This window comes from Adlercreutzia equolifaciens (assembly GCF_029076695.1).
Taxonomy (GTDB): domain Bacteria; phylum Actinomycetota; class Coriobacteriia; order Coriobacteriales; family Eggerthellaceae; genus Adlercreutzia; species Adlercreutzia equolifaciens_A.
In genome coordinates this window covers 1-289 of sequence record NZ_JARFIK010000611.1, presented here as the reverse complement: position 1 = coordinate 289, position 289 = coordinate 1, and the positions used below count along the sequence as shown (strand labels likewise).

Annotated in this window: 1 protein-coding gene; it reads right to left on the bottom strand. The window is 38.1% G+C overall.

Annotated features, from left to right (window positions below; genetic code table 11):
• The coding region (gene nrdD, locus PZH32_RS13815) for an anaerobic ribonucleoside-triphosphate reductase (RefSeq protein WP_275208838.1) at nt 1–289 on the bottom strand (289 nt) is incomplete at both ends.

Here is a 289-nt window from a genome sequence, read left to right as displayed (position 1 = left end):
ATGATAGCTGTTCGTAATATAATTCTTATCTGTTACACCCTTGATGATTCCAAAACGCTTCTGCAGACATTTTGCAAATTTGTATGTGGTAGATTCCATCGGTGTTCCGTATACAGAATAGCTGATATTCTCTGCTTTTTTCCACTCTTCACATTTATCATTTAACTTCTGCATTACCTGCATTGCAAATGGTCTTGCTGCGGGATCGGTATGTGATTTGCCAAGCATACGTACACACATCTCATAAAGTCCTGCATATCCAAGCGAAATAGTGGAGTAACCATTAAAT